Source organism: Paenibacillus sp. USHLN196 (genome assembly GCF_037144955.1).
GTDB lineage: Bacteria > Bacillota > Bacilli > Paenibacillales > Paenibacillaceae > Paenibacillus > Paenibacillus xylanexedens_C.
In genome coordinates this window covers 231,260-256,541 of sequence record NZ_JBBCYH010000003.1, presented here as the reverse complement: position 1 = coordinate 256,541, position 25,282 = coordinate 231,260, and the positions used below count along the sequence as shown (strand labels likewise).

The 25,282-nt window shown below is 45.6% G+C and carries 22 protein-coding genes; 2 read left to right on the top strand and 20 right to left on the bottom strand.

The features are described 5' to 3' along the window. Window positions 1-6: 6 nt before the first annotated feature. From WFI24_RS07950 to WFI24_RS07910, 9 genes are all read right to left on the bottom strand, one after another. Window positions 7-1,965 carry an ABC transporter permease gene (locus WFI24_RS07950; protein WP_336759831.1) on the bottom strand — a complete coding sequence of 653 codons (1,959 nt, stop codon included), beginning with the start codon at window positions 1,963-1,965 and terminating at the stop codon, window positions 7-9. Continuing rightward, complete coding sequence (locus WFI24_RS07945; RefSeq protein ID WP_076214733.1) at window positions 1,940-2,710, bottom strand: ABC transporter ATP-binding protein; 771 nt, start codon at window positions 2,708-2,710, stop codon at window positions 1,940-1,942. The genes WFI24_RS07950 and WFI24_RS07945 overlap by 26 nt, the downstream gene beginning before the upstream one ends. A gap of 132 nt (window positions 2,711-2,842) precedes the next feature. Then, window positions 2,843-2,986 carry a hypothetical protein gene (locus WFI24_RS07940; protein WP_336759830.1) on the bottom strand — a complete coding sequence of 48 codons (144 nt, stop codon included), beginning with the start codon at window positions 2,984-2,986 and terminating at the stop codon, window positions 2,843-2,845. Between the two features lie 63 nt (window positions 2,987-3,049). After that, entirely contained in the window at window positions 3,050-4,033 is a 984-nt protein-coding gene (locus WFI24_RS07935) for a sensor histidine kinase (protein WP_336759829.1), read from the bottom strand. After that, window positions 4,030-4,734: a response regulator transcription factor gene (locus WFI24_RS07930; protein ID WP_336759828.1), complete on the bottom strand. Its 705-nt coding sequence runs from the start codon at window positions 4,732-4,734 to the stop codon at window positions 4,030-4,032. The genes WFI24_RS07935 and WFI24_RS07930 overlap by 4 nt, the downstream gene beginning before the upstream one ends. 41 nt (window positions 4,735-4,775) lie before the next feature. Then, a complete protein-coding gene (gene nagZ, locus WFI24_RS07925) occupies window positions 4,776-6,104 on the bottom strand; it encodes a beta-N-acetylhexosaminidase (protein ID WP_336759827.1) in 1,329 nt (442 codons plus the stop codon). A 398-nt stretch (window positions 6,105-6,502) separates the two neighbouring features. Further along, window positions 6,503-7,606 (bottom strand): NADH:flavin oxidoreductase, encoded by a 1,104-nt coding sequence (locus tag WFI24_RS07920; protein ID WP_336759826.1) that lies wholly within the window; start codon window positions 7,604-7,606, stop codon window positions 6,503-6,505. Between the two features lie 330 nt (window positions 7,607-7,936). Continuing rightward, the gene (locus tag WFI24_RS07915; RefSeq protein ID WP_336759825.1) at window positions 7,937-9,250 is read right to left on the bottom strand and encodes a hypothetical protein; all 1,314 of its coding nucleotides are present in this window, start codon (window positions 9,248-9,250) and stop codon (window positions 7,937-7,939) included. Between the two features lie 181 nt (window positions 9,251-9,431). Further along, a complete protein-coding gene (locus WFI24_RS07910) occupies window positions 9,432-10,481 on the bottom strand; it encodes a 2,3-butanediol dehydrogenase (RefSeq protein WP_336759824.1) in 1,050 nt (349 codons plus the stop codon). Window positions 10,482-10,778: 297 nt separating this feature from the next. Between WFI24_RS07910 and WFI24_RS07905 the strand changes: the two genes are divergently transcribed. Beyond that, on the top strand, window positions 10,779-11,816 hold the full coding sequence (locus tag WFI24_RS07905) for a LacI family DNA-binding transcriptional regulator (RefSeq protein WP_145318033.1): 1,038 nt from the start codon (window positions 10,779-10,781) through the stop codon (window positions 11,814-11,816). A 176-nt stretch (window positions 11,817-11,992) separates the two neighbouring features. Here WFI24_RS07905 and WFI24_RS07900 read toward each other — a convergent pair whose 3' ends face one another. Both WFI24_RS07900 and WFI24_RS07895 read right to left on the bottom strand, forming a co-directional pair. Beyond that, complete coding sequence (locus tag WFI24_RS07900; RefSeq protein ID WP_336759823.1) at window positions 11,993-12,961, bottom strand: D-2-hydroxyacid dehydrogenase family protein; 969 nt, start codon at window positions 12,959-12,961, stop codon at window positions 11,993-11,995. A gap of 159 nt (window positions 12,962-13,120) precedes the next feature. Beyond that, window positions 13,121-13,702, bottom strand: a complete 582-nt coding sequence (locus WFI24_RS07895; protein ID WP_336759822.1) for a TetR/AcrR family transcriptional regulator — start codon at window positions 13,700-13,702, stop codon at window positions 13,121-13,123. Window positions 13,703-13,930: 228 nt separating this feature from the next. Here WFI24_RS07895 and WFI24_RS07890 point away from each other — a divergent pair, with 228 nt between their 5' ends. Next, entirely contained in the window at window positions 13,931-15,142 is a 1,212-nt protein-coding gene (locus WFI24_RS07890; protein ID WP_336759821.1) for an MFS transporter, read from the top strand. A gap of 43 nt (window positions 15,143-15,185) precedes the next feature. On the opposite strand, the gene WFI24_RS07885 is transcribed toward WFI24_RS07890, so the two are convergent. The 9 genes from WFI24_RS07885 to WFI24_RS07845 form a co-directional block, all read right to left on the bottom strand. Then, window positions 15,186-15,650 (bottom strand): SRPBCC family protein, encoded by a 465-nt coding sequence (locus tag WFI24_RS07885; protein WP_336759820.1) that lies wholly within the window; start codon window positions 15,648-15,650, stop codon window positions 15,186-15,188. A 158-nt stretch (window positions 15,651-15,808) separates the two neighbouring features. Next, window positions 15,809-16,900 carry an HD-GYP domain-containing protein gene (locus tag WFI24_RS07880; protein ID WP_145318048.1) on the bottom strand — a complete coding sequence of 364 codons (1,092 nt, stop codon included), beginning with the start codon at window positions 16,898-16,900 and terminating at the stop codon, window positions 15,809-15,811. A 285-nt stretch (window positions 16,901-17,185) separates the two neighbouring features. Continuing rightward, window positions 17,186-19,021, bottom strand: a complete 1,836-nt coding sequence (locus WFI24_RS07875; RefSeq protein ID WP_336759819.1) for a UbiD family decarboxylase — start codon at window positions 19,019-19,021, stop codon at window positions 17,186-17,188. Window positions 19,022-19,241: 220 nt separating this feature from the next. Next, complete coding sequence (locus WFI24_RS07870) at window positions 19,242-20,579, bottom strand: sensor histidine kinase (protein WP_336759818.1); 1,338 nt, start codon at window positions 20,577-20,579, stop codon at window positions 19,242-19,244. Then, a complete protein-coding gene (locus WFI24_RS07865) occupies window positions 20,576-21,244 on the bottom strand; it encodes a response regulator transcription factor (protein ID WP_336759817.1) in 669 nt (222 codons plus the stop codon). Before WFI24_RS07865 ends, WFI24_RS07870 begins: the two co-directional genes overlap by 4 nt. 28 nt (window positions 21,245-21,272) lie before the next feature. Then, window positions 21,273-23,237, bottom strand: a complete 1,965-nt coding sequence (locus tag WFI24_RS07860) for an ABC transporter ATP-binding protein/permease (RefSeq protein ID WP_336759816.1) — start codon at window positions 23,235-23,237, stop codon at window positions 21,273-21,275. A 195-nt stretch (window positions 23,238-23,432) separates the two neighbouring features. Continuing rightward, window positions 23,433-23,627, bottom strand: coding sequence for an S-layer homology domain-containing protein (locus tag WFI24_RS07855; protein ID WP_336759815.1), 195 nt, complete (start codon window positions 23,625-23,627; stop codon window positions 23,433-23,435). Next, window positions 23,611-24,903 (bottom strand): amidohydrolase, encoded by a 1,293-nt coding sequence (locus tag WFI24_RS07850; RefSeq protein ID WP_336759814.1) that lies wholly within the window; start codon window positions 24,901-24,903, stop codon window positions 23,611-23,613. Before WFI24_RS07850 ends, WFI24_RS07855 begins: the two co-directional genes overlap by 17 nt. Before the next feature lie 78 nt (window positions 24,904-24,981). Then, a complete protein-coding gene (locus WFI24_RS07845; RefSeq protein ID WP_336759813.1) occupies window positions 24,982-25,275 on the bottom strand; it encodes a hypothetical protein in 294 nt (97 codons plus the stop codon). Window positions 25,276-25,282 lie beyond the last annotated feature (7 nt).

The window sequence follows — 25,282 nt, the reverse complement described above, 5'->3', positions numbered from 1 at the left end:
GCTATTTTAGACTAATTTGGAATACATGTGACGCAGATACCGCCAGCGCACGAGTGCAAAATACAAAATCTGCATGGAAGCAAACACCAAGAAGATGCGCAGGCTGTATCCAAAGACCGAGAAATCAACCAGTTGCTGCAACGCCACAAAGGCAACCGAACTGTGGATGACCGCCACCAGAATCGGCAGGAAGAACATAAGCAATAGCTGCCTTGTTACGATCTTACGGAGTTCGGGACGACTCAGTCCCATTTTGCCAATCATGCGATACTGCGCTTCATCCCGTTCTAGATCTGCGTAAAGTCTGAAATACGTGAAACTTGCTGCAAAGGTGAAGAAAACAATGCCAATCAGGCCGCTCAAAATTAGAATGATGCCATTGGTCTGCTTGGAATTAAGCCAATCCACCACAAGCGCGCTGACCTCGTAATAACCTCTGTCGGAATGATCATCTTGAATGGATTTGATCAATTCAGGAGCAAAGCTGCGTGTACCCATCCAATCTTTCACGATAAATTGTATCGTTCGCATCGAATAGAACCCTTCAGGCATGCCAACTTCCTCGTTGTACGCAGGTCTCATCTTATTAAACAGTTCGTCGGTTACGACGTAAAGATAAATTTCATATTGAAAAGGAATCACAATCTCGGTACCAGGTGTCGATAGCTGGACAGGTACGCGCTGATTATCAACCTCCAGATTGACCTTTCCTCCCGAGACTCCTTGTTCAACCTGTTCACGGTACTCCTTGCGAATCGCCAAATTGCTTGGTGTCATAAATGACTCATCGATCTGTTTCAACGTACGTTCTTCATACCCCAGTGCCTTCGCAAGACGGTTATAATCACTCAGTTTGATAATCTTCCCATTATTATTTTCACCTATAGGAGCATAACTGCCCTTCACGTAGGGAACTTGATGATCAATCAACGTTTCTTCAATCTGCCGAATATGTCGCTCGGAGTTGGGAGTATCCCAGTTATTCATATAACTGAATGCGTACGGATTCGACATGGACGACAACCCCGGGTCAGCAATAGCAAGCATGGTGCCAATTCCCGTAAATGAAGAAGCCGAGATGATACTTACCATGAAAAACATGATCGCGTTATCTTTCATTCGATAGGTAAGTTCAGATAGGAAGAGCAGATTGGTTTTACGGAAAAACAACCTTGGTTTTCTTTTCAGTGCCCGAATGATGTATACACTGAGCTGTGTGAACAAAAAGTACGTACCTGCAATAACAACCACGACACTTGCGAGTAATAACGGAAACGAGAAGCTTATCCATACAAAAGTGAATACTCCTGCATAGCCCCCGCCAATCAACAATACGGATAACAAGGCGAGCAGACGCGATGCTTTGGGTTCCGGTTTTGGTTTCTCCTCTGATTTCACAAGGTCAATGAGAGTTCCTTTGCGGATGAGCAAGGATGAGGACATCGCGATCACAACAAACAGAAGCAGAAATGCACCAGCCGTCAGGGCAATGCCTTTTAGCGGAAAATAGAATCGAAGGCTGTTCTCAACAGCCAGCATGGAGCCACAGATCAGCAGAATCAATTTGCCGAAAATAATCCCGAGTCCGATACCGGTAATAATGGAAGCTAATCCGATACACATGTTCTCCATAAACAGAAGCCTGTTCATCTGTTTACGTGTCATACCAATGATCAAGAAAATACCAAATTCCTTCTTGCGTGTCTTCAGGAATGAACCAACGGAATAGAGCAGGAACAGGAATGAAAAAATGAATATAATGATCTCTGCAATCATAAACCCCTGATTCGCAAGCAACGTAACCGTACCACTTGATCCCTTTAACCCCGCTTTCAAATCAGGATGGAACAGGAGCAATGCGTAAGTAAAAAAGATCATAACGGAAAATGTACTGCTCAGGAAATGAGCCAGGTAAATTCGTTTGTTGCGAACAACGTTATTAATGGCGAACTGGCGAAAATTCATGTCCTGACCCTCCCATTAGGGATAATACATTAATAATCTTCTGGTAAAAAGCTGCACGATTATCGCCGTAGTGAATTTCATTGTACAGTTTGCCATCCTTGATAAAGACAACCCGACTGCAATAACTTGCGGCTACTGCATCATGGGTGACCAATAGCATCGTAGCCTGATCCTCCTGATTGCGGGTTTCGAGAATCTCCATCACATCTCTTGCCGCCTTCGAATCCAGGTTGCCTGTTGGCTCATCGGCCAGAATCAGCTTCGGGGAATGGATAAGCGCTCTGGCAATGGCCGTACGCTGTGCCTGTCCTCCTGATATCTCATATGTCCGTTTGTTCAGAATACTTTCGATCCCGAGCTTGCTTGCCAGTTGTTCCACACGTGTGTTCATCTCTGCTAGCGAAACGCCGTCAAGAGTCAGTGGCAGCACAATGTTTTCCTTGACTGTCAGTGTATTTAACAGATTGAACGATTGAAAAACGAAACCAAGCTCTTTGCGCCGGAACAGCGCGAGTTCATCCTGATCCAATTCAAACGGATTCTTCCCTGCAATTCGCAGTTCTCCTGATGTTGGATGATCAATGGTTGAGATCATGTTCAGCAGCGTTGTTTTGCCACTACCCGATGGTCCCATGATGCCAACAAACTCACCTTCCTGAATACTGAGGTCAATACCTGATAACGCTTCATAAGATACGATGCCTTTGTAGATTTTACTGATCTGTTTCACAGAACAAATCTCCATGGTTACAACTCCTTAGTGATGTATGAATTCAAAATTAAGTTACATTCATGCTGTGTGCATGCGTATTGTGCGTAGCCTTTCCTGTGATCTTCTGACTACAGTCTATCGAAGTTTCGGCCATTCTCCTATGGTTTAACCTTTCATCAACATGACAATGTTGTAAGGTTGCATCACGGAAAGCAAAAAAGACGTCTCTGCCCCGACCAGGCAATAGACGTCTACACTTACACTTACACTTACACTTACACTTACACTTACACTTACACTGTAATTCATACTCCACTCACACTTCTTCAACAAAAATACAGCTCACGTCCAATCTTATCTTCAACCTGCCTCTCAGGAGTTGAATGTAATTCGGACGGTCGTTCCTTCACCGTACACGGATTCAAGATCGATCCGATGATTCATTCGCGTCAATACTTCTTTTGCAATATACAGCCCCATGCCTGTGGACTCTTTGAAATGCCGCCCGTTCTCCCCGGTGAAGAAAGGCTGAAATACCCGATTCAGATCAGACTTCGGAATACCGATACCTTGATCCTGCACTTCCAGCATGATAGAGCGTTCCGCTTCATACGCACGCATATGGATCTTTTGCCCGCTGCCTGCGGAGTATTTGATTGCATTGGACAGTAACTGCACCAGGACGAAACGAATCCACTTGGCATCGGATTGCACAACCAGCGAAGGATCTATATGCATCTCTGGATAGACGTGATTGCGGATGAAGAATCGCTTCAGCTCATGGATCGCTTCTTCCCCAGCGGTCTTCAGTATCACAGGTTCCACACTGAAATCCTGCTCGAAGGTATCCAAACGGGCGACATACAGCACCGTCTCCAATCCTCGTCTCATCTGGTCCGCTTCCTCCCGAATGCTTATGAGCCGAGGATCGTCATCCTCCTGATCTTCCACGGTCAACTCAATGACGGACAATGGTGTCTTCATCTGATGGACCCACTGATTCATAAACGTCAGATATTCTTGCTGTCGCTGTTCCAGCCGATGCAGATGAGCATGATACTGCCCGTATTGTGAATCCAGCAGCTTCTCCAACGCCAGTGATAAAGGACTTGTTTCGTTTAATGGTACAAATTCCTTCAGCGAATCCATCGATCGTGACATCCGGGCATAAAAAGAACGATGTGAATAATAACGATACACCAAATATCCAACGTACAAAAATAATCCCAGCGCTACGGCATAACCAGCCGTGATCCAATCGTTGTAACCGTCATACCAGAACACCGCAACAACGGTGAACAAAATGGCAACAACCCAGCAAGTTAAAGCAAGATGTTCTCGTATAAACAATCTCATGATGGAGAAGCGGCTTTCCAGTTATTGTTCAGTCGATAACCGGAACCTCTGACCGTTTCCAGTGCATCCGTAATGCCAAGCTCGGCTAATCGCTTACGTACCCGAGTAACGTTAACGCTGAGTGTGTTGTCATCTACAAAAGAGTCATCCCACAGCTTCTCCAAGATTGTCTCTCTGCTCACAAGCTTTGGACTGCGGCGCAGTAACGTTTCCAGCAGAATGGTTTCCTTCTTCGTCAGCTGCACTTTGCGATCACCGAGCTGAATCTCCAATCTTTCCAAGTACACGACCAAGCCGTCCAGTTCCACCTTGCGTTCTTCGTCACGTGCAGCGTAATCCCCATATACCCTGCGCAGCTGACTACGAATTTTGGCTATAACAATCTCATGCTCAAATGGCTTCGTGATATAATCATCCGCCCCATTCTCCAAAGCCATGATCTGATCCATCTTTCCACTCCGCGCGGATATAAACAGAATTGGGCATGTAGACAGTGTACGAATCTGGCGACACCAATAGAAACCATCGTAGCTGGGCAAATTGATATCCAGCAGCACCACATGCGGCTGTACCTGCTCAAACTTCTGTACAATCGTCTCAAAATCCTCAGCCAGAACGGCCCTGTCTCCATAACGCTCAATATGAGATTTCAATAATCCCGCAATCTTGGGATCGTCTTCTATAATCATAATGGTATACATTGTTGGGTCTCACCTCTGCCAAAATCATATCACAGGATTGATTATCGAGCATCGATTTGCTTACGCCAATCCACAATATCTGCATTCAATTGTTTCAGGTCTCCGGAAGCTTTCTGATCATCCGATAACTTGTATTGTTGCTTCAATGTCAGGATACGACGTACACTTTCATCGATTCGAGACTCAGAGATCTCACCTGACTTCACCGCACTCCGGAGTGTATCAAAAATCGTCTTGGCACTCTCATAACTGTGAGCGACCAACAGAATATCACTTCCTGCTTTAACAGTTGCTATAGCTGCTTCGTCCAGCTTGAAGTTCTTCGCGATTGCTCCCATACTCAGGTCATCTGTGATGACCACTCCATCATACTTGAACTTTCCGCGCAGATGTTCACCAATAATGACATCGGATAAGGATGCCGGATGATCCGGGTCCAGCTTCGGGAACAAAATGTGTGCAACCATGACCGCCTCCACTTGCTCTTTCACTGCGGCTTGGAATGGAATCCATTCCAGCTCGGACAGTTGTTTTTCCGTTTTGTTCACGACAGGCAGATCAAGATGGGAGTCCACGGACGTATCACCATGACCCGGAAAATGTTTCACTACCGGAATAATGCCTTCACTTCGCAGACCTTTCATCTCAGCAATCCCCATCCGGGACACCAGTTCTGCCGAGCTGCCGAATGAACGATCTCCGATCACCGGGTTCTTCGGGTTACTGTTCACATCCAGCACAGGAGCAAAATCTACATTAAAGCCCACAAGCTGAACTTGTCTGGCCAGCAATTCCCCCATCGTTTTAGCAAGCGCGCTATCTTTCGTCCGCCCTACCTTTCCATTGGAAGGAATGGACGCTACCGTCTCGGGCATACGGCTGACTTTACCGCCCTCCTGATCTACGCTCATGAAGATCGGTACCGGGTTCGACTGATTCGCTTCCTTAATGGATTGCACAAACTTGGCTGTTCCCTCAAGTGTCGTTACATTGTTGGCATAGAAAATAATGCCGCCTACCTTTTGATCTGTAATCATCTGTTTGGCCTGATCGTCCAGCGTTGTCCCTTGAACACCGGCCAGTATCATCTGCCCAATCTTCTCTTCTAACGTTAATGAACTGAGCTGTTCCTGCACCGGATCGGCTTCTTCTGGTATTTCTTCCTTTGGTGGAACGGTATTCTGCTCCGGCGATGAAGATGATTGTCCTGTGCTAGAGCCAGTGTTTGATCCGGTATTCGAGTCCGTTGCGGAGGAAGGTTTCTGAGCTTGGCCGCATGCGGATAAAAGCAGAACGATTCCCAGCAGCAGACACAGCATCTGCAGTGGTATTCTTCGTTTATTGTTCGAGTTGTCCCTATAATTGTGCAAGGATATTCATCCTCCTTATGTAAAGTCATCTTGGTAATCTAAAGGTTCAGGCCTAACCTTATCACAAGGTGAATGATTTTCAAAATGAGCGCTTCTGAGGATTGAATCGTTGTGCTGACATATATGCAGCAAAAAAAATGGTTGCTATAGAACCTGAGATGTGGAACTTAATGGTGTTGTGACTTGGCGCGAGTGCGATGTATGGGGGCAATGGAAAGGAGTAACGGTGCACGAAATATTTCTCTGTTGTGAATTTTTCATATGTTGAAATTATTAGTATAGGTAGATCAAAAAGCCGCCCAAAGGCGGCCTGTTTGTTCGTTTTTGTTTCATTTTTCGTTGTAAATTGTTGCCATTCAGGGTTGGGTCATCTTTCGCCAAACGTCCTTATTCTTCTATTAACGGAGTGTTTGCAACACTTCAGTTGTAAACGGAATGATTTCGGATGAACGACCTTCACGAACTTTGGTAGGCCATTCGGGATCACTGAGCAGAACGCGGCCCAAAGCAATCAAGTCAAATTCATTATTCTCCAGCTTCTCATTCAATAGATCCAGATGGGCATCCCCTGTTCCCTGGTTCTCGGTTGCTCTATCCACAAATTCAGCTTCAAGACCTACCGATCCAACCGAAATAGCTGGTTTACCCGTTATTTTTTGCGTCCAACCGGCAAGGTTCCGCTCGGAACTTTCGAATTCCGGTAACCAGAACCGGCGTGTAGAGCAATGGAATATATCTACGCCAGCAGCACTGAGTGGCGTCAAGAATTGCTCCAATTGTTCTGGCGTCTCCACCAGACGTGCTTCATAATTCCCCATCTTCCATTGGGAGAACCGGAGCACAATTGGAAAATCAGGACCAACTGCCGCACGACAAGCTTCAATCACTTCAACCGCAAATTGGGTTCGCTTTACCAAATCACCACCATACTTGTCCGTCCGTCGATTCGTCTGCTCCCAGAAGAATTGGTCAATCAGGTATCCATGGGCTCCGTGCAGCTCAATTCCATCAAACCCGATTCGCTGTGCATCTGCTGCCGCTTGGGCAAAGGCCAGAACAAGACCTTGAATCTCATCTTCCGTTAATGGTTCACGTGATGGTTCACCTGCCATGCTAACACCTGACGGACTTACCGGCTCAGCTTCTGCATTAGGCAAGTCGCCGGAACGACGCGCTGTACCCACATGCCACAATTGTGGCATGATTTTGCCACCCGCTTCATGTACTGCTTTCACTACGTTAGCCCATCCTTGCAGAGAATCTTCACCATGGAACAATGGAATACTCCCACCACTAACCGAAGACGGATGATTAATGCCTGTACCTTCCGTAATAATAAGTCCCACTCCACCTGCTGCTCTGCGGCGATAATATTCCACAACTTCTGGTCCAGGTACACCCTCTGGTGAAAATCCTCGTGTCATGGGTGCCATAACGATTCGGTTAGACAATGTTAGCTTGTCCGAGGTGAAGGGTTTAAATAATGCTGAAGGTACGTTCATGGTATATTGCTCCTTTGCAATTGGAAGTATGAAACTCCGCATTTACATGAAATGCGACACGCTTTTGTATAAAGTAACAGATGTAATCCAGCTGTCTGGTTAACGTTATTTCTCTATCTATTTTATAGCCTCTTAATTTTATTTTCAAATTTTCGAAGTTGGGCGTTCAAACTTATTTTATCGACAAAAAAGAGAGCTACCTTGTGGCAGTCTCTGTTTGAGCACGCTGCCGAAGCAGTCTTCCCACACTCTACTACATCTTCAGATGTTTTCCCGGTCACCAATAATGTGGATGTGGCATAGTATATAATCCATAATCTTCCTTCCAATTTAATTAGCATTCATCGGGATATCACTGCGGTTCACTCGAAGTAATTTTCCTGACGAAGTAGACAGCACATCAGGGTCTGTACCGAGACCAAAGTAGAAGTCACCTTCATTCTCTTCGAATGACTTGGCATACGTATCTTGATTGAAGCGCAGAATCTCATTCCATGTTGTCAGATCCGTTGATTGGTAGACCCGGTTGATGTACAGATTGGCACTTTGACGTGTGTACGTGAGTACATACACCTTACCTTCCCGTAACAGCACATCCGTAGGAAGAGCCTTGGCATCTGGAAGATTAACTCGCCTTGCCTGATTAATGTCAGTCATGACATTCAAGGATTTGGGCAGCAGCTGCCCATCATTGAACACGCCTCCCGCTATATAGAGCAACTTGTTATTGAAGTTAACATTTTTACCTATTTTATTATAAGGAATCGTACCCTTTTGATAAGTGAGTCCTGGCAGCATTTTGCTACCATAGATGACAACATCCCGTTTCTCAAGCTTTTCGTTAATCTCCAGGATATTGGTTTTGTCACTCCATATTTTATTGGCTGGATACATCATGCCAGAAGCATACAATTTTCCATTGAGTTGGAACATCGTATAAGCCCGGAAGCCGAACGTATTAATGGTCGCATATTTCTGCCAAGTCTCACCTTCGTTATGAGAGATTAATATGGTTGGTTTGGAATCCGTACCCAGCGCGGCAAACATCTTGCCCTGATAAGATGCCAAATCGTATACGTGTACACCTAGCGGCAGATTGCGATATTTGGTCCACACCTCTCCATCCAGACGATAGAAGTTGCCCAATTCCCACTTTTCACTATCAGAATCATTGCCAGGAATATATAACTTGTCGTTTAGTACTCTGTAGATATCAATCTGTTCCTCATCCACATACATCTTCGTCGATGGCAAGATGCCCGGGTTGCTGTTAGTCACCGACTGGGTGTTGAATTTCGCATTCGCCGTATCATAATAAATGACTGGAATAGGGCCTGAATTCGGCGCTACGCCCAGATTGCTGCTATTCCCATGGCCAAAATATATTTTGCCGTTGTACAGTTGCATGTCCCAGACGTTATTAGCATATGGTGTTTTGGTAAAAGGTCTGCCTAGCAGTTCGATCTTCGATGTTACATCTGCTGAACTGATCGGTGCATTCGACACCTTGGCAAGCCCACGTTCAGTCGCAGGGGATTGACTCGTTGACGTAGTGTTTTTCGGCTTGGAGTTACCCATAAGCATCCAGCTCATTCCTGCGACAATGGTCAAAATTACGGCTGTCCATTTCGTATGTCTCTGCATGTCCGCTTCCTCCTTCATTTTTTCAAGACAAATCCCTTCACACCAAGATGATACATTTTGTATCTTTCCATACTATGTAAAACTACCTGTACATGCAACAAATTCCGCCCTATTTATACAAAAAAAGTAGACAACCACATCTGTTGATGTGTTGTCTACTCGTTCTTACTGCCTGTGAATTCTATTCTGCTTTCACCAGAATCTTAACCTGATTTTTCTCTTTCAATAGTGCTTCAAATCCATGCTCTACCACTTCATCCAACGAAATTCGTTTGGTCACCAGCTTGTCTGCCGGGAAGAAACCTTTATCCATCAAACTAATAACCGCCGGAAAAACGTCGCGATAACCAATAATGCCATTAACCGTACGTTCTTTCATGACAATCGAGTTCGGGTGGATCGGCGCTTCCTGTTCAAAAATACTGACGATCATCAACTCTCCGCCAATACGTGTCGAATCAATGGCTTGTTGCAGAACACGGGGAACACCGGTTACTTCATAGGCTACGTTAACGCCGCCTTGAGTACGTTGATGGATCTCTTCCACTACATTAAACTGCATTGGATCAATCACAATGGCACCGAGTTCTTCGGCTTTTGCTTTCCGTTCATCCGACAACTCCACCACATAAATATCCGACGCTCCCGAAGCTTTAAGCGCTTCAATGACCAGTAGTCCGATTGGACCTGCGCCAAATACTGCTGCCGTATCTCCCACTTTCAGTTTGCTTTGGCGCACAGCGTGAAGTGCTACAGCTGAAGGTTCAACCAACGCACCTTGCTCATACGAGATTGAATCCGGAATGGCATGTACCATGTTTTCTTCAGCAGTTACATACTCTGAGAACCCTCCTCCGCCTCCAGCGAGCCCAAGGAAACCCATCTGATCGCACAGATTGTATCTGCCCTGTTTACAAGCTTCGCAGTGTCCACATGCATAGATTGGTTCTACCACAACACGATCGCCCGCCTTGAAGCGTGTAACGCCTTCCCCTACTTCAACCACCTGTCCTGAGAATTCATGCCCCATAACTATAGGTGCTTTCTCCCCTGTTAGCGGATGTGGCGCTTGAGCCGGAATGAAGATCGGACCTGCTGTGTACTCGTGCAAATCACTGCCGCAGATTCCGCACCATTCCACTTTTATTTTGACCTTACCTTCTTCAGGATGAGGTTCATTAATGTTTTCGAGACGTAAATCTTTGACTCCATGCCAGCGTAATGCTTTCATTTGTTTCATCTCCCAGATCATAAGTTTTGATACAATCGGAAACGTTTCCGTAAATTAAATATGTCACATTTGAGATACGCTGTCAAACATATTTCCCCATTCATATGTCTAAATCGTGATCGTATCGAGCTTAATATAGAATACTAATGTTTAACTTAATAGGCCCCAACATGAATCTGCTCCTTACGCGAGATACTTCATTGCTCAAATGTTATAATCAAGTTATATATTTATCAGCGAATTCATACATATCCCAAAATTACGGAATCGTTTCCGATTAAGTGAGGTAACCATACATTGAGTAAAGATCAGAAACTTACGATCAAGGACGTGGCCGAACGTGCTGGCGTGGGCATCGCTACCGTATCCCGGGCCATCAACAATTCAGAAGGCATCAGCAGTAAAACGCGAGATAAGGTGATGCAGGCTATTGAAGAACTTGGGTTTGTACCCAACACCTCCGCTCAGAGTCTGAAAATTCGTCAAACGCACCAGATCGCACTCGTTGTACCCGACATACGTAACGCCATCATTCCGGAAATTTCCTGGTCAGTGGAGCAAACCGCGAAGCAGCATGGATACCATGTTGTGCAGATCAATACGGCCGGCAATGCTCGAACCGAGCTGGAAACCATTCGTAATGTGAAAAAACTGCATGTGGATGGACTGATCTTCATGCCTCTGGCGTATCCCAAAACGTTGCCCGGGCTGATTGATAAAGCCCCTCTTCCCATCTCCATGATTAATTACGGCAAGAAACTGGAACCGGGCATGAAGGCAGATATCGTCTCTCTGTCTCAACCTGAAGGCAAATTGGTGATGGAACATCTGTTCAAAATCGGCCGGACTCGAATCGCATATGCCGGAGCACCGAAGGACATTATTGAAGAACGCTTCCGTGCGTATGAGCAAGCCGTAGGCCATGTGGATATCTCTCTCGTCTACTTTGGTGAGGACTTTTCATTGAACACTGGCGCCAATGCTGCAGATTATTTCTACGGACTTACGCATATGCCAGATGCAGTCTATGCCATTAATGACATGGTCGCCATCGGATTGGTTAATCGCTTCAAGGAGTTAGGGATTCGTGTACCCGAGGATGTGGCTGTGGTAGGCGTGGATAATAATCAATGGACCACTGTCTCGTCTCCACAGATTAGTTCTGTCTCCATCATGGGGGAAGAAGTCGCCAGGCTCGCTACTGAGCTGTTGTTAAAACGAATTCGGGAAATGAGCACGAGTGATTACGAACACATTCAATTTGAACCGCGCTTAATTGTTCGTGAATCAAGTGTTACCACGATCCGTTCTTCTTCCCCAGGACCACACAAGTAAACTTGGAGAGTGGGAAGGAATACTTTACAGCTACGGCTGTGGCAATCTCTGCAGTTCTTCTCTATACGGATACAATAAAAAGGTGTTGCTCAGGGTTAATCCTTTCCTGGCAACACCTTATTTGTTGTTGAGTCCATATCACTTATAGGCGAGTCGTTATTCAGCACACGTTTATTCTAAGGAAGCAGTTGCCTGATCGGTGTTCCACTCAGAAACATCTCTATGTTCTCTACGGTGTGTTTATAGTAGATCTCATAATTCCCACGAGTCACATAACCCAAATGAGGGGTAGCCAAGACGTTGGGCAATGTTCGCATCACATGGTTAACTGGTAGCGGTTCCTGCTCATATACATCCAGACCTGCGCCAGCAATCACACCACTCTGCAGTGCCTCCACCATAGCTTCCTGATCGACAATGCCCGCTCGTGACGTATTGATGAATAGGGCACTAGATTTCATTTGTTGAAATTCGGCTTGTCCGATCAGATTCCGCGTACGATCACCTAATACCAGATGAATGGATACGATATCGCTCTGTGCAAGGAGTTGCTCCTTGGTCTTGGACCAGATCACACCATGTTTTTCGGCTTTTTCTGGTGTCAGATTCTCGCTCCAGGCTATCACATTCATGCCGAATGCTTGTGCGATCTCAGCCATACGGGTACCTATTTTGCCCAAACCGAGCAATCCAAGTGTTCTTCCATGCAGATCCAAGCCTAATGTGCTCTGCCAGTTTCGATTGGAGCGAAGTGCATTATTTTCCGTAACCAGCTGTCTGGACAGTCCCAGAATAAGAGCCCAGGTAAGTTCTGTTGGCGGATTGGAGCTTCCCTCCGTTCCACACACAATGACTCCGTGCTGCTCTGCAGCCCTGAGGTCTATGGACGCATTGCGCATACCACTTGTAATCAGCAGTTTTAACCGAGGTAGCTGAGAAATGACCTTCTCCGGAAACGGTGTACGTTCCCGCATGAGGACCACTATATCGAAATTCTGCAATTCCTGAATGACTTTTTCTTCTGAGCCCATATAGTTATTGAATGTCTGAATCTCTACCCGATCCATCAACGGACTCCAGTCCGCTGACGTCAGCGCGACGTTCTGATAATCATCCAAAACGGCACAGCGCAACTTCGTATCCATTCCTGATCTCCTCCTATATCTGCTCCATTCTTATCTATATTGTAGCAACTTCGGCTTAATCTGCCCAATGCCATCAGACACAGATAGCGCAGGGAAGCAACTTCCATAACCTTCGTTTAGTAAATTACTCTCCATAAATTTAGACAGGATCATTCCCTATTAATTCAGCAAAGACAGCGTAACCTGGATGCTCTGCTCTACAAACAAACGCTCAGGCCCCGATTTCATCAATACAGTTAATCCAATCATGGATACAACCAGAGACTGTGCGACCGCACTCGCGTTCATGTCACTAGACAACTCCCCGCTCTGTTGCCCTCGTTCTATCGTTTCCTTGAAAAGAACACCCAGATACATCTGATGCTCCCGTGTAAGAACAGCGAATTTGGGATCATGCGGAGCCAGTTCAACCATCGTATTAATGCAAAAACAGCCGTGACTGGGCTCGGTCACACTTCCCTCTGTTCCAATATGTTCAAACAGTCCACGAAAGGCTTCTCGCACGGAGGTGCCCTGTTGAAGTCTGGCTCTGACTTGAGCCGCATGCTGAGTAGTATACCGTCGTAGCGCTGTTTCGAATAATTCCTTTTTATCTCCAAAGGCTGCATATAGACTGGGGCGTTGGATGCCCATTGCAGTCGTCAAATCACTCAACGATGCCGCTTCGAACCCCTTATCCCAAAACGTATGCATCGCTGCATCAAGTGCTTTATCCGTATCAAATTCCCGTTGTCTAACCATACAATCCACCTCTTTATGTATCGATCAGTATTTATTATATTGTAATCTTATCCCAAGTAAGAAGTCAAAGCTAATTAACAGAGTAGTAAATATTTTCAGCTACAAAGTAACATTCAACGAATTTTCAAACTCCCCTAAATCTCTGTTGACAGAGTTCAAGCAAATAAAGTATGGTTATGCGGAAACATATCATACCAATCGGTACAAAATAGAAAGGGAAAACCATTTATGCAAACTTCTTCTCCAAATGCACAGTTATCCAACAAAGATCGTCCTGCCATGTCACAGTTAGTTGCTCTACTCTTTGCCGTGTGCAGCGGACTCGCGGTGGCCAATATCTATTATGCTCAGCCTTTGTTGGACTCCATCGCCCAGGAATTCGGCATCTCTCCATCCTCCATAGGCATTGTCATTACAGTAACTCAAATATGTTATGCCCTGGGGCTGTTTCTTCTCGTTCCACTTGGTGACCTCTTGAACCGCCGCAAGCTGATCATTATTCAAATGCTCTTATCCGTGCTTGCACTGGTTATTGTAGGAACCGCACAGTCCAGTTCCCTGTTGTTCATGGGGATGGCGGTCGTTGGTTTATTAGCCGTCATTACGCAAACATTGGTTGCCTTTGCTGCATACTTGGCAGCCCCTTCAGAACGTGGCCGCATTGTCGGACAGGTAACCAGCGGAATCGTCATCGGCATTTTACTTGCACGAACTATTGCAGGTACGCTGGACGATTGGCTCGGCTGGAGATCGGTATATCTCTTCTCTGCCAGTCTTACCTTACTCAGCATTCTTGCCCTTTTCCTTGTTCTCCCAAGGCAGCAACCCCAACGAATGAAACAAAATTACTTCCAATTACTCAGATCTGTCTTGCTACTGTACCGTGAGTTGCCTGTATTACGAGTACGCGGTGTACTGGCCATGCTCATTTTCACAGCCTTCAGCATCTTATGGACTTCCATGGTTCTGCCACTAAGTAGCCCTCCACTGTCCCTGTCTCATACGGTCATAGGTGCATTCGGTCTTGCAGGAGCGGCTGGAGCACTGGCTGCTGCCCGTGCAGGTAAGCTCGCTGATCGGGGCCTTGGGCAAAAAACAACGGGTATCTCTCTTGTCATTCTACTCTTGTCCTGGCTGCCCATCGGTTATGTCCATCAATCTCTATGGTTCCTGATCCTGGGTGTTATCCTTCTCGATCTCGCCGTTCAGGCAATACATGTGACCAACCAGACCCTGATCTACGAAGTTCGTCCTGAAGCACAGAGCCGCCTGACGGCAGCTTATATGATCTTTTATTCCATCGGTAGTGCGACCGGCTCGATTGCCTCTACACAGGTATATGCATGGGCCGGGTGGACAGCTGTATGCTGGTTAGGTGCTGGTGTTAGTGCAGCAGCCCTTCTATTCTGGATGATCGATCGTTATATGCATCGGAATTAGTCCAACTTATTCCAGACTACTATAAAAAGGGTTGCTTATCCAATCAATCTGGATGCTGTTCAAGCATCTCTTTGAGCTTACGATTGCGGCTATCCAGAAATGCCTTCATGTATCTCTTCAGTACAAGTCGTTCGGTTGCCCATCCCAGCAATCCAAGTGGAGCTTCGAATCGAAGTGTATCTCTCATGAAAGTCATCTGATCTCCAATTACGCTGAAATGATGTTCATGTCGCATACTCTTGAAAGCCCCTTTCTCCATCTGATCCACAAAGAGGAAAGGTCGTTCAAACTGCACAATACGGGACTTCAGCTTCTGTCTGACACCAAAATGAGTAGCCTGAAATGTAACTGTATCCCCTGCTCCAATTCTTCCTGTTGTTACTCCTGCGACTGCTCGCTCTCTCGTATGTTTCCAGACGGTCTGAGTATGTACATCAATATCCCGGGCAGCGTCGAAGCACCGTTCAATCGAGGCATGTATCGTAATCTCGGTTGTTACTTCAATCATGGCAATCGCTCCCATAGGAAAAATATGATCTTTGCAAAGTATACTCCTGCTTTTTTGCTTGAACAACACATCATGGATGATGCAACAAAAAACGGGTCCCCTGTCTTAGTGCAGAAGGCCCGTTCTCAATATAAGTAAGGAATACAGATAATATTAGATCAAATAAGTAATTCATCAATGGCAAGTGTACGCTCTTTGGAGAGATCACGATATTCCTCAGACTCTACTTTGATGAGCGGTTTGAAAATATCAGATGTATTGTTCATGACAATAACACCTTTTTCTCCATTGCTGAGCAGAACCTGTTTCCCAATGAAATTAGGAAGCAAATGTTGCATCAATGCCTGAACCGGCTTTTCGTTCAATTTACCAAATCCCATACCATAGATATCTCTAAGGTTGTTGATCAGGTTCGGATTGCTGCCTCCGTGATTCCCGGATCTCATGCCAATATAGATATCGGCTACAGATACAATCTGGGTGTAGGGATGGATCTCTTCTTTTTTCAATTGCATCGGATAACCGGAACCATCTTCCCGCTCGTGATGCTGCAGGGCAACCAATGCCGTCGCTTCATCCGTCATGGAATTTTTGATAATATCATGGCCATAGATCGTATGACGTTGCATTTCAAGCTGCTCATCAGCCGTCAACGGTTCTGTCTTGTTACGGATCCGGTGGGATACTTTGCACTTTCCGATGTCATGAAGATAGCCACCACGACTAATCTGATAACTTTCCTTCTGAGAATACCCAAGCCAGTTCGCGAGGTAGAAGGACAACAATCCTACCTGGATTGAATGTGTATAGTTATTCACGTCATCCCGCTCCAGCATCATCAGGAGATGAACCACATCTTTCTGCTCATCCAGTCCCTCAACCATCGGCTGCAGTGCATCATCCACCATGGTCGCGTTGAACTTGCCAACGGTCAGAGCTTCGAGAAAAGCATTTTGATAATTATGTACTGTCTGAATAAATTGGGACTTCATCTCTTCTTCAGGCGGCTCTTCCTTGGCGCTTGTGGTTAACCCGGAAGCATGCTTTGCCGCTGCAGCAAAAAACTCGGCCTCAGTAATTTCCTCTTCGCGTGATTCAATATCTACATAATCTACACGGTGCTGCATGAGCAAGGAGATATCCTCACTTTTGATTACAGTCCCCTTCCCGAGAACGTGTAATCCTGCATCGCTGAATGTATCTGCAGTCAGACGGTCTCCGTCTTGCAGGTTCATAATATGGATTCTCAAATCGGTATTCCCCCTGAACAATTCATTATAGTAACAGCACCCAATGGATCGGGTCCACAAAAATACCTATACTTCTTTATATCGTTATAATTCTTCATTTCATACATAGTTCAAACGACCTTAATCGCGAAGGTAAATACGAACATATAAGACTTTATCCTCACTCCAGCATCCAAATTAGTCCCGGTTTTGAACATGTAGACACTTTTTGGTGTCTATTGGCTGGATCAGAGTAAGCAAAAGAAGTTCAAACACTTCCGTTTGAACTTCTTACAACATCCCAAATTAGATTTTAATTGATTCCAGACTTGCTCCTTTAACAAATAAACGTTCAATGCTCTTCTCCACCGAAGCATCGGGGATCAGCGGCGGTGCCTGGTGCGGTTTGGTGCGCGCATCAATAATAATCTGATCACAGCCCCAGTGTTTGTGGTCATATCCGCTATTCACTCCATACATGTCATGTGAAGGGTTGCTGCGGGTAAAGGTTGCCCACAAGAAGTTGCTGAGGTTAGCACTCAGGAACGAACTGTCATCACAGAGAATGATCATCGGACACGAGTCCAGACCTCCCTGCTCTTTCAATAGAGATGTGAGTGCCTTCATCTCCTGTGCTGTATCCTCATAACTTGTGAAAGCCGATGTCTGAATCGAAACCATCCCTGGCATGATGAGCTGCGGATTTTCATAACCGCGAATGTTCTTCAAAGACTCTGGCACATCCGTGCACAGGTCCCGAACCTTGTCGCCATACGCTGCAAAAACAACCTTGCTGCCGCTGTTCAGCCCGGTACCAGAATAATCCAGTGTATCAATCGTCGTATGCGTGTGGAAATGAATATCCCGCTGCATATCCATGCGCTCCAAGATATAAGTCAGGAATTCAACTTCCTTATGGGTGTCCAAGGGCTGTTGATCCTCAGCAGTAATAAACAGGTACTTCGCCAAACTGAGCTGACCCGTACCCAAAATGCGATTGGCAATTGTAAGCAACTCTGTCGGCTGCTTCACGGCCTGATAAGGCGTGTAACGTTCACTACCAATAGCGAACAGCAACGGATGCACTCCGGCTGCATCGACTGCATGCACTTCTTTGACGCCCGGAATCTCCTGTTTGATCGCGTCTCCTGTAATCTCATGTATCAAATCACCAAACGCTGTATCCTCTTGCGGCGGACGACCAACAACCGTAAACGGCCAGATGGCATTAGGTTTGGCATAGACTTTATGCACACGCATTAACGGGAATTCATGTGTCAGACTGTAATAACCCAGATGATCGCCGAACGGACCTTCGGGCTTTGTCTCGCCTGGATAGATATCACCCGTGATGACAAAATCAGCATCATTGCTGATGCAATATCCGTCCTTGTAACTGTACCGGAAGCGACGCCCAGCGAGCAGACCGGCAAATGTCATTTCACTGAGTCCTTCAGGCAAAGGCATAACCGCTGAAAGTGTATGTGCAGGTGGACCCCCAATGAAAATACTAACTTTCAGTGGTTCTCCCTTTTTGACCGCTTTGGCTTGATGTATACCAATTCCGCGATGAATCTGATAGTGTAATCCAATTTCCTTGTTCATTTCAAAATCATTGCCATCCAGTTGAACCCGGTACATCCCCAAGTTTGAATTCATGATTCCTGGTTTGTCCGGATCTTCCGAATAAACCTGTGGTAGCGTCACAAATGCCCCACCGTCCATAGGCCAGTGTTTGATGAGGGGCAGATCCGAGATTTGAATCTCTTGTGCGGACACGGGTAGACTAATAGACTTCTGTTTCGGCAAAGCTTGCCATGCAGCAAGACCTGTGCGGACATGCTGAAATGGCGTCTTAAGCGCCTTCATGGGATCGTCACGAACAGCCATGACCCGTTGTACGCCTTCGAGCGTACCGCGGAACATGAACTTGCTTCGTTCCACCGTGCCGAACAGATTCGATACGGCCTGGAACTTCGAGCCTTTTACATTTTCGAATAACAAAGCAGGGCCTTTAGCCTCGTGCACTTTCATATGGATCGCTGCCATCTCCAGATGAGGATCAACCTCTTCTTTGACCCGAATCAAATGACCATGCTGCTCCAGATCGTTAATACAATCTTCCATATTGCGATATTTCATTGAATGGCTCCATTCTCTATATGATTAAATTTGATTAAGTTCATAGATTCACATAACGTCTCTTCTATATTATCAAATGATCCGCTGCTAAACAAAACTATATATGAAAATCTATCGCCTAGACAAATATCAAAAAAAGCAATATGGAAACCATCTGAACCCTGAATTCACAGAGACCGATTGATTAATTCCATATTGCTGCTCTCTATTCCAGTTTGCCTTAAGGTGTAATAACCGATCTGGGAATCGTGACAATAAACTGCGTTCCTTTTCCTACTTCGCTCTCTACATCAATTGTACATTGATGTAATTTCAATATTTTAATCACAATAGACAACCCTAATCCATTCCCTCGAAGCGAGCTGCTCCGTGCTTTGTCCACCATGTAGAATCGATCAAAGATATACGGAAGGGCGTCCTCAGGTATACCTTGTCCTGAATCTTTAATCAATACCTTCACATGTGAAGATGACGTCTCAATTTCGACATGAATGGTACCTTTAGGACCGGTGTATTTGATCGCATTGTTTATTAAATTTTGCCAGACCTGATCAAACAAATCTCTGTCCAGTGTGATCTCGCAGGGCAACAAATCCAGTTCGATCTGTATGTCCTTCTGTGACCACTGCGGCTCGGCCAGTAAAATCGCCCTTCTTAATTGTTCATCCAACTGGAATGTGGTGAAATGAACCGGATGATGCTCCGAATCCAGCGAGGCTAGCCGAAGCAGATTATCACTGAGCCTCGATAAGCGTAGCGTTTCCTCATAGATAATATCCAGATGCTCTTTCTGCTCTTCTAATGGTATAACACCATCTTGTAGTGCTCTGGTAAATCCTCTGATCGATGTGAGCGGAGACTGCATTTCATGAGAGACGTTGCTGACAAAGTCATCACGAACCGAATCGATTTTCTGCAACTCACTGGCCATATGATTAAAGCTCTCCATCAGTTCGCCGAACTCATCCTGGTTATTATGTTTTAACCGCACCGAAAGATCCCCTGATGACATCTCCTTCGCAGCAACGGTTAACCTCTTAATCGGTTTCACAATGAACCCTGACATGAACAGGATTAATAAACTCCCAATGATCAGAACCGTTAACAATGAGGTTAAGAGCGTGTTTCGCAGCGTATGAAAAAGAGAGGAAAAATCGCTTTGAATCAGAAATGTGCCTATCCCCTCGTTTGTTCCGGGAACACCTATGGTCGCGATGCCATCTTTACTCGATAGAAACATAGCATCGGTTGTACCCTCCTCAAATAACGAATGAACTTTGTCCTCCGGCAAGGAAGATAACACTTCACTTTGTTCATTCACGGGAGTGATGTTCAAGCCGTACCGGGCAAAGATATCCATGCTTGATTTCACTTTTTCCGGATCATCGATCAGGTTAATCAGTGTAGCGATGTCTTCGGCAAAAGTAACCATAAAACGATTGGGCGTCTTCTCCTGGGACCCGCTATTCAGCATAAAGGAGAGAATCAAACTCACCAGAACAATCCCGATAAACGTAGCTACGATTCGAAGTCGCAGGCTTTTCCTCAATATATTCATGCACGCTCCAGCCGATATCCAAGACCTCTGATCGTCGAGATCGATAGTTCAGGAATAGGCTCCAGCCGTTCTCTTAACCGTTTGACATGTACGTCAACCGTACGCTCATCACCTTCATAATCCATGCCCCATATATCATCAATAAGCTGTGTACGTGTGAATATTTTCCCTGGCGAGCTTGCCAGAGAAAATAACAATTCACATTCCTTCTTTTTCAATTCGATGGTTCGTCCGTCGGTACTGACCATAAGATTGCTCAAATCAATGGTTACACCGCCGATCTGAATGATGTTCGATGCACTTTTGTTATATCGTTTCAGTAACGATTTCACACGCAGGATTAATTCCACTGGATCAAAAGGTTTAACGAGGTAATCGTCTGATCCTGCATTAAATCCTCTGACTTTGTCCTTGGATTCTCCCTTGGCAGTCACCATCAGGATGGGAATGTCCAGGTAAGAACGGATATCTTCCGTCAGTTCAATACCGTCTATTCGCGGCATCATCACATCCACAATCGCCAGATCAACTTTCGTATGAGAGAGGATATCTAATGCCTCTTGACCGTCTGGTGCTTCCAGCACGGAGAATTGATTCTTTTCAAGATAGATTCGGATTAATTTGCGGATATGGGAATCATCGTCCACCACCAAAATTGTGTTCATGTAGCCATTATCCTTTCCGTCATCGGTTTTATTCGTATCGTAAGGATTCCATCGGGTCCAGCTTCGCCGCTTTTGATGATGGCATCAAACCGGCAACAATACTAATCGCTGTACTTACCACGATACCAAACAAGATATAATATCCCGAGAGATTAATGAGTTTTGCTCCAAATGCATTGTCCAATAGAATATTTAACACATAACTAATGATCACTGCAAAGATTACCGCAACAATACCACTAAATACGCCTAATAAAGCAGATTCGGAGAAGAATATTCGCTTGATATCTTTCTTTCTTGCTCCAATCGCTCGAAGAATTCCGATCTCCTTCGTCCGTTCCACGACGCTAATATAGAGTACAACCAATATCATGATACCGGATACGATCAACGAAATGCCTGCAATACCCGCGAGTACAATGGAAGCCATACTTACATATGTCGTGATATTCTCCATGACCTTGGCCATTTGAGAGCCTGCGAAGCCAGCATCAACAGCAGCTTCATTGATATCATTTACATATTTCATATCAGTTGCATAGGCGTTAACCTGAATCGGTCCGATCATTATTCCTTTGTCCGTATACATTTGCTCCAACGTCTCTGATGAAATGTATCCCGGGGATTGTTGCATTGGAGATTGCGGATCTGCCGCTTCGTAGATCCCTGAGATGGTTACTTCTTTCTCCAAGGTCACTGGTTTATTATTACTATCCATCTCATTGATATATAGAATCACGGACTTGCCGATCATGGTTTCAGCTTGATCATTTCCGCTTAATTGTTTCGCTGTATCGAGAGGTAACAGCATCTGATTTTCTACCGGCAGAACACCCGTTGTCATCAGTGCTGGATCAAAAGCATCCGTTAACGTCGTTAACTGTGTGAGTCCTACACTTTGTTCTTCATTCACCATCGTGGATTTGCCTGTAATGGTCGTGATCGTCTCTACATAATCCACATTAGGAAAATTGCGAATCGTCTCAATATCAGCTTCTGTGAACGGTTCACCTGGTGCCATCAAGGCCTCGGGGCCTTGCATGTCCTTGGCTTCTTCACTCGGCTTCGTTATATCCACGAGCAAAGGGTCCATACTTGAATTGATCTCGTCATTCATATACGTCGTTATTCCATTCCCCAAGGAGAGCATCAGGAGTACACTTAATATACCTATAGATCCACCTAAAGCGACCAATACATTACGCTTGCCGTTGAGTTTCATATTTTTAAGTGCCATCTTAAATGAAGCAAGCAAGCTCAGGCTCCGGGAAGAATCCTGACCACTCTCGTAAACAGCCGCAGAAGGATCTTTCAGGTGAATATCGTCACTAATACGCCCCTCTTCAACCTTCACAATACGTGTACCGGAGTCAGCGACTTTCTGCGAGTGAGTTACGGCAATCACCAGCATACCCTTTTTGGCTATACTGTCGAGCAAAGCGAGGATTTGATCTCCGTTCTCCCTATCCAGAGCACCAGTCGGTTCATCCGCGAGAATAATATCCGGATTGTTGGACAAAGCCCGTGCGATGGAAACCCGTTGCTTCTGCCCCCCGGATAATTGGTTGGGACGTTTATTCAGATGATCTTTCAGTCCGACCTCTGTTAATATATCAACTGCACGTTTATTGCGATCCTTCTCATTCGTATCTGTCATTTGCATCGCAATCGTCACATTTTCGAGGACAGACAGATGTGGGATCAGATTGAAGTTTTGAAAGACAAAGCCGATATTATTCTTCCGATAATCATCCATTTCCTTCTCTGTCATAGCACTTAAATTCTTACCACGAACTACGACGTCCCCTTCATAATCGGAGTCCATGCCACCAATGATATTCATCAGTGTCGACTTACCACAGCCAGATTCGCCAAGGATCGAGACGAACTCCCCCGTCTCAAAGCTCAGGTTCAAACCGTGGAGTACCGGAACTCTTTCTTTTCCATATAACGTGTATGATTTCTTCACATTTTTAACTTCTAATATTTTCATATGGATCTCTTCCTCTCCTGATCATGCACGATATCTATCTATTTTATGTTCATATCGTAACAAATCAGTATGAACTGATAATGAACTGAATCATCGGCCTATAAGAGGGTATTGAAAAAGAACTTTATGTAAAAAAAACACCCTCCTTCCTTGAAATGAATCATTCCAAAAAAGTGTAGGTGTCTAGAAATTTGATTAGATTAATCCGGCTTTTGCCAGCAGCCTTTTCACAATCGCCGCCGACTGCGCACGACTAATGTCTGCATCTGTCATCAGCTTGCCATCATCGCCTTGTACCAGCTCTTGTTTAATCGCTGAGGCAACTGGCTCAGTTGCCCATGCCTGTACTTTAGCGCTATCGCTACCTCTAAAATTAAATTCCCTCGACAATCCGTTTGGCTCTAACCTTCACCTCACGGTACAGTTCTTCCTCATCGATCGTGAGCAGCTTTCTGCCTCTCATGAGGATCTGGCCGTTCACTATCGTGGTGTCCACGTCTGCCCCATTTACACTGTAAGCCAGTAATGATTCTACTTCATGTACCGGTTGAAGATGTGGTTTCGCCAGATCGATCAGGATCAGATCGGCTTTGCGCCCTTCTTCCAGCACACCCACTTCATGCTGTAATGCAAGCAAACTAGCGCTTCCGCGTGTTGCCATGTGCAGAACTTCCTTGGCTGGCAGACAGGTGGGGTCGCCGTAATCCAACTTTTGCAGCCAGGTTGCGGCTTTGATCTCCTCGAACATATCCACGGTTGTGGCACTTCCCGCTCCATCCGTTCCGATTCCCACGTTAATTCCCTGGGCCAACATCTCGGTAATTGGAGCAATTCCACACCCCAGCTTCAGATTACTGACCGGATTGTGTGCTACACCTCCGCGCATGCCTTTCAATCTGCCGATGTCCCTTCGATTAAGGTGCACACCATGTGCAAGCAACACATGTGTCTGTTCGAACATCCCCGCCTCTTCCAAATACTCCGTCGGTGTCATGCCATAGCGCTCACGAATCTTCACAACTTCTTCCTTTGTCTCAGCCAGATGAATATGGAGAGGAATATCCTCAGTGACAGCCAGAGCAATGACTTCACGTAGCGGCTCTACAGGACATGTATAGGGTGAGTGGGGTCCATACATGGTTGTAATCCGCCCATCGGCCGCTCCAGACCAGCGTTGCACAAGATCAATCGCTTCCTGCAACCTGCGTCCTCCATCATCCTCCATGAATACCATCCCACGTGTAAGCGATGCCCGCATACCTGTTTGCTTAACCACTTCTGCAATCTCATTCATATGGATATACATATCCGCAAAAGCAGTGGTACCCGAACGGATCATCTCGGCGATGGATAACTTGGCACCCCAATAGATGTCTTCCGGGTTCATCCGTGCTTCGGCAGGCAGCATTTTGCGTTCGAGCCAGTCCATCAGCTTCAGATCATCCGAGAATCCCCGGAGCAGGCTCATTGGTGTATGTTGGTGTGCATTGATGAGGCCCGGCATAGCAACCTTATTGCGGCCATCGATAATCTCATCTTCAGGCTGAGGAGGGATGTGGTTCGCAATCTGTACAATGCGATCTCCTTCAACACGAATATCCCCCATAAAGGGGGCATCGGCATCTTTCATCGTTAGAATCGTAGCTTTCTGAATCAATATACTCATGACGTTCACGGCTCCTCTGGATTGGTTGTCGTTCATTCCCTATCCGAGGGTAAGCCTTTACGTAACGGCAAGGTCAAGTCATTTTAATTTTTGGATCGTCATCTTTCTGAAACTTTGTATAAAGGGTTTAGGATCGATTTCGACCATATAGGGATATACTCCTGTGCTTGTGTGCAGATAGAAAAATCCACCTTCATCACCCATACGGCGAAATGACATATCAAACACTTCAGTGATGTTGAACTCGCGGTATTTGGTCACGATTTTATCGGAATACAGAATCATGGAGCGGGCATTCATCTCAATCTCTTGGGTGAGACCCGTCACTTTTCTCTGTACTTTGTAATAAGGTAATACAGCAACGCAGTTCATGATCTCC

Excerpts from the sequence above, each read along its gene's own strand:
- WFI24_RS07950 (WP_336759831.1), bottom strand. The coding sequence starts at position 1,965 with ATGAATTTTCGCCAGTTCGCCATTAATAACGTTGTTCGCAACAAACGA.
- WFI24_RS07945 (WP_076214733.1), bottom strand. The coding sequence starts at position 2,710 with ATGGAGATTTGTTCTGTGAAACAGATCAGTAAAATCTACAAAGGCATC.
- WFI24_RS07940 (WP_336759830.1), bottom strand. The coding sequence starts at position 2,986 with ATGAATTACAGTGTAAGTGTAAGTGTAAGTGTAAGTGTAAGTGTAAGT.
- WFI24_RS07935 (WP_336759829.1), bottom strand. The coding sequence starts at position 4,033 with ATGAGATTGTTTATACGAGAACATCTTGCTTTAACTTGCTGGGTTGTT.
- WFI24_RS07930 (WP_336759828.1), bottom strand. The coding sequence starts at position 4,734 with ATGTATACCATTATGATTATAGAAGACGATCCCAAGATTGCGGGATTA.
- WFI24_RS07920 (WP_336759826.1), bottom strand. The coding sequence starts at position 7,606 with ATGAACGTACCTTCAGCATTATTTAAACCCTTCACCTCGGACAAGCTA.
- WFI24_RS07915 (WP_336759825.1), bottom strand. The coding sequence starts at position 9,250 with ATGCAGAGACATACGAAATGGACAGCCGTAATTTTGACCATTGTCGCA.
- WFI24_RS07910 (WP_336759824.1), bottom strand. The coding sequence starts at position 10,481 with ATGAAAGCATTACGCTGGCATGGAGTCAAAGATTTACGTCTCGAAAAC.
- WFI24_RS07900 (WP_336759823.1), bottom strand. The coding sequence starts at position 12,961 with ATGGATACGAAGTTGCGCTGTGCCGTTTTGGATGATTATCAGAACGTC.
- WFI24_RS07895 (WP_336759822.1), bottom strand. The coding sequence starts at position 13,702 with ATGGTTAGACAACGGGAATTTGATACGGATAAAGCACTTGATGCAGCG.
- WFI24_RS07890 (WP_336759821.1), top strand. The coding sequence starts at position 13,931 with ATGCAAACTTCTTCTCCAAATGCACAGTTATCCAACAAAGATCGTCCT.
- WFI24_RS07885 (WP_336759820.1), bottom strand. The coding sequence starts at position 15,650 with ATGATTGAAGTAACAACCGAGATTACGATACATGCCTCGATTGAACGG.
- WFI24_RS07875 (WP_336759819.1), bottom strand. The coding sequence starts at position 19,021 with ATGAAATATCGCAATATGGAAGATTGTATTAACGATCTGGAGCAGCAT.
- WFI24_RS07870 (WP_336759818.1), bottom strand. The coding sequence starts at position 20,579 with ATGAATATATTGAGGAAAAGCCTGCGACTTCGAATCGTAGCTACGTTT.
- WFI24_RS07865 (WP_336759817.1), bottom strand. The coding sequence starts at position 21,244 with ATGAACACAATTTTGGTGGTGGACGATGATTCCCATATCCGCAAATTA.
- WFI24_RS07860 (WP_336759816.1), bottom strand. The coding sequence starts at position 23,237 with ATGAAAATATTAGAAGTTAAAAATGTGAAGAAATCATACACGTTATAT.
- WFI24_RS07850 (WP_336759814.1), bottom strand. The coding sequence starts at position 24,903 with ATGAGTATATTGATTCAGAAAGCTACGATTCTAACGATGAAAGATGCC.
- WFI24_RS07845 (WP_336759813.1), bottom strand. The coding sequence starts at position 25,275 with ATGAACTGCGTTGCTGTATTACCTTATTACAAAGTACAGAGAAAAGTG.